The sequence below is a fragment of the Candidatus Poribacteria bacterium genome (assembly GCA_021295715.1).
Classification (GTDB): domain Bacteria; phylum Poribacteria; class WGA-4E; order WGA-4E; family WGA-3G; genus WGA-3G.
In genome coordinates, this window is record JAGWBV010000145.1 from 1 (window position 1) to 4580 (window position 4580).

General features: G+C 47.9%; 2 protein-coding genes and 1 pseudogene (1 of these 3 running past the window's edge). All 3 read right to left on the minus strand.

Going from position 1 to position 4580, the window contains the following annotated elements; all coding sequences use genetic code 11:
* Window positions 1-213 precede the first annotated feature (213 nt).
* Complete coding sequence (locus J4G07_21860) at window positions 214-618, minus strand: hypothetical protein (protein MCE2416631.1); 405 nt, start codon at window positions 616-618, stop codon at window positions 214-216.
* Window positions 619-680: 62 nt separating this feature from the next.
* Window positions 681-1157, minus strand: a complete 477-nt coding sequence (locus J4G07_21865; GenBank protein MCE2416632.1) for a hypothetical protein — start codon at window positions 1155-1157, stop codon at window positions 681-683.
* Window positions 1158-1392: 235 nt separating this feature from the next.
* A pseudogene (locus J4G07_21870) lies at window positions 1393-4580 on the minus strand (leucine-rich repeat domain-containing protein) (it continues 736 nt past the right edge of the window).

Consider the following 4580-nt stretch of genomic DNA (forward strand, 5'->3'; position numbering starts at 1 on the left):
CTCTGCTATATGCTATAAATATCTCCAATTCTCGTATATGGTCTTTCGTCAAAGGCACTCCAACTGGCAGCTCAAGTGTTTCCCGAACTGCCGAGCGTAATGCCGGATCAGGCATCCAGTCTATATTTTCTGCCGAGATACTAAGAACACACAAGAAAAATATCACAATTACAAGAAAAAACCGTTTCATATAAAAAGTCCTCACCTAAAGTCTTATTCGACTTCGTTGTCAAAGGACCACAAAATCACACCCTCTTCTCCATAGTCCCCGGTCAATTGTATGGCTGCAACAGGTTTTAGGTTATCCATCATTGTTGTCTTGATGGATACACTTGAAGCGGTCATGTCACCGGGGTTCTGCCCTTTGCCCGTGATCATGAGAATCGCAGATGCCTCTTTGTCTACCTGGAATTCAATATAGTTATCTATATCTTCTGAAAAGGGTGGATCGTTATGTATCACAAGCCGCCCGCCTGACACTATCAGGTCCCCCTTAACTAAAATATCTTCAAATTCTTGAAAATGACCTCTGGCACCGGCTCTGTTCATATCTCCGGCAAAATAGGCGATTGTTGCGAGTAGCGCGCCGAGTGTAAAAAACACAACTTTATCTTTCATTGAAGATCTCCTTTTAAAAAATAATTTAACGCTTGCAAAATGGGTATTGCGTCTCCCCATGTTCAATCGAGTCCAGTTATATTTCCAAATCTATCTCTTGTGAAGACAACACCGTCCCCTTCGACTATACTTAAGGCAGCCCCGCCTTTCCCAGCCACTGGAAAAATGGTTACGCCTCCGCCCTCCGTACCAATCGTGAGACTCGCCCCAGCACGTCCCTTTTTACCGGTAACGCCTACAATTCCACCCAATTTACCAATCTGAAGCCCCGCACCAGCAGCAGCCCCTATCCCTCCGAGACCGTAACACGATACCCTTCCACCATTTTCATCCGAAAATATGATAACTCGCTGCTCCCCATTGTCCGCGACCACGGTTATGTCTTCAAGCACAGTTAACTTCCGGACAGTCAGTTCATCAATCACCTCAGATCCAGATTGTGCTTCGGTATCCTTGTTCATGTTCCCTAATACAAATCCGGTTAGGGCTATTAAAGAACCCAAAGCCATATATTTCAACTTTCCGCGTAATCTAAACATTGTAGATGCTCCTTGTATAAAATTGTGTGTCGGTCTGATTGTAGTTTTCAAACTTTGATACCCCTCCTCGAAACTATGTCTCCGGCAGTATCCACTTCTTCGCTTCAGATGATTCAACGAAATCGGGCAAGCAAAGTGGTGTGAAAGAAACGGATCGCCCTTTCTGGACCAAAATAGTCGGGCGGGGCAATCTCACTCATATTTTCGATTTCAAACACTTCATCCTATTTTCGTATCAACATTTTGCCGTGTAGAAATAGACACCACTCGCCACGGACTCACCCACATCATTTCTGCCATCCGAATACGCCGCGCGACTCCTGCTCTGATAAATACCAGCAGGCGTTTGTCCCAACGCCAATGTCCGAACCAATATCCCATTTACAGAATAGATACGCAAAGTGACTTCCGCAGGCTCCGACACCTGATAGGGTATCCACGTCTCTGGATTGAACGGATTGGGATAGTTAGGCAGCAATGCCGTCTCTTCTGGAATCAGCAAGGCTAAAAGACTCTGAAGGTAAGCGATACCCTCTCGGAAGGCGACAGAGCCATCATCTTCAACGTGCGCACGCGCTATCCACGCCTGTATCATCGCAGCATCCAACCCGTCTATGCTATCCATAGCAAAAATCGAAGGCGACGCTGAACCCGTTGATTCACCCATGTGCTGTGCAACAAGAATTAAGTCTAAGATGCTGACGACTCCGTCGCGGTTTACGTCAACTTTAGAGGTGGCAGACGCAGCGGCTCCCATGTGCTGTGCCACAAGAATCAGATCCAAAATACTGACCTGTCCATCCGCATTCACATCCCAAAGCGGTTGAGATGCTACTGTGATGATAAGATCACGCATACCAGCAGGAATCACTTCACCTGTATTAGAACCGAGTTGGAAGCTATTCAGTGCCATTTGACTGCTCCCCGCTGCTTTCGCAGAGAACACCACTGACAAGAGGTTACCGGTACCGGTGATCCCGTTTTTGGAGATCAGTGCCGAACTTAATCCCGCAATTTTACCCACAGTGTTATCAATTGTTCCTCGCTGAAAGAAAGTCGTTCCACCCCCTTTTTTGAGAAACCCACCCTCCTTCACTTCGACGGCTTCAAGTACAGTCGGGTCAAACGTAAGATCAAACTGCCATCCTGCTAAATCTATAACCTTTTCAGCGTTGACGCGGACGGTAAAAGTATCGCCGACGCGAACATTCGTGGTATCTGCCGAAAGCGCGAAGCCAGTCCCGGGGGATACTACCGTATATTCTGCGCCGGGTTCAAACCCGAAATAGCCATTAAATTCCCCACCGGAGTTGTGGACGGCAACCAATAATACATTTGTTCCTTGTCACGAGCCCACACCCACCAATTAAGGTTCTCGTGAACGAACTCTCCATTGAGCCAGACCTTATGGACAATATCGCTTCCGGAAAATACCTGTGTTTGCTGTTCACGCGGTGAATACAAGATGATGGAACCATAAACAACGTCATCTATATTATCATCCTCCTCCATATCAATAGCATTCAACATTATGCGGATATTATCTCCTCCCACAGGGGCAATTTTGTGTGAGGTCCACACATTTTCTCCGACACGGTTTCCCTCTGCTGCACCACTTGTTGCGATTCCCAGTTCTGTTACAGCCCCCTCACTCGCCCGTGAAAGCAAATCCACGCCATCCCAAAAACCGGCTCCCCGCACCAACATCCATAACCAGGGTCCATCTATTTTGGGACCTCCCTGTGGGAAACCTGGATTGCCGAACCAATGGATTTCTGTATTCTCGCGTAATCCATCCAAGGGCGAGATATCCGAGATGTTGTTCTGCTGAAGTTGCAACTGTTCCAAGTTGTGTAAATTTGCGAGGGGCGATACGTCCGATATCTTGTTCCGCGCCAGATTTAACTCTTTAAGATTTTTCAAAGATGCCAAAGATGAGATGTCCGATATCATATGGTTGCTCTGTATTGCAAGCCATTCTAAATTAATCAATCCTCCCAGTGGTGAAACATCCGACACACCACTGGAATTAACACCTAATCTTACCAAACTTTTTAATCCTTTTAAAGGTGAGATATCAAGCTCTTTGGAGGCGTAAGTTTCCAGTCTTTTCAAATTTATTAGTCCTGCCAAGGGCGATAAATCAGATACTGGGCTGTTCTTAAATTCCAACCATTTGAGTTTCGTTAATCCTGAGAGGGGTGAGAGATCTGATACAGAGGTCTTCCAGAACCCCACGCCCTCTAAGTTGATTAACCCCGCCAGAGGTGACAAATCTGAGAATGATTTGCCGGTAAGTCTTATCTCTTTTAGGGTTGTTAATCCGGAGAGAGGAGATAAATCGGAGAGCAGATTTTCGTGAAGGTTGATTTCTTCCAGATTTGTTGCAAACTGAAGTCCCTCCAAACTCTGAATATCCATTTCAAACGCATCAAAGAACGTCAACGTTGCCATGTCCTCCGCTGCAATCGCAACGCCGGGTGTTTTGCCGAGTGTTTCTGCGATGGCAGCGCGAAGGTTTGCGTCAGGGATGTGAACGGACTCTCCAGGGATGCGTTCCGTCCTCGGAATAACTGGCTTAACGATACTACTATCAGGAGAACTCAGCACGACAACGATTTCACTGAAGTTCGAGGTCCAAGTATCCCTTTTCACCCCGCCGCTCACACCCGTTAGCACCCCCAATCCTAAGTTTTTTAGACTCGCATTCTCGCGAACTTTCTGGAGGAGATCCGCCGTCTCTAACCCTACTGCGGCAGCTGCATGTGCCGCATCAATCGGTCTTTGAAACGCCTCGTGGAACCGTTGAACGGGTTCAATTCCCCCGAAGTGCCGGTAACGAGCGGTATCTTCTTCTAAGAGCCCGTCCATCTCCGCCTTCTCTACATAGAGTCGTAACGCCCGATCTTTGTTAAAGGGTGGGTTCGGGTTCTGCTCGACAACCGCCCGCACTTCATCTTCAAACGCCTTCATCCCCTCTGTGTGGCACCCGATGCAGGAGAGACCATTACGGACAGTCGGGTCGCTCGCAGCGGGGTTGGAAACGATGCTTATCGGTGCTGCATCCAAACGATTACCGCCGGCATCCACCAGATAGTATGCCTGCAGACCGTTCGGGAGGTTGAAGATAATCTCGCCACCATCAGGTCTGAAAGACAGCGGATGCGTAAAGACATTCTGCGTCCTCACACTTCCAGCAAAGTCGTAACTTTTCCAATACGCCCCATACCGTGAGGTGTGCCGTTCGACAACACGGTTGTTACTCGATACACCCGAATTATTGAAACCCGCACGCCAGACGCGTCTACCTGCTGCGTTCCGAATATTTTCGACAACATTCACTTCCAGTCGGGTCTCCAGCTCATGATCTGTCTGGGGAAGGTCAAGGATATCGTGATAGAGTGGCGGTAAGGAGGCAGTCGC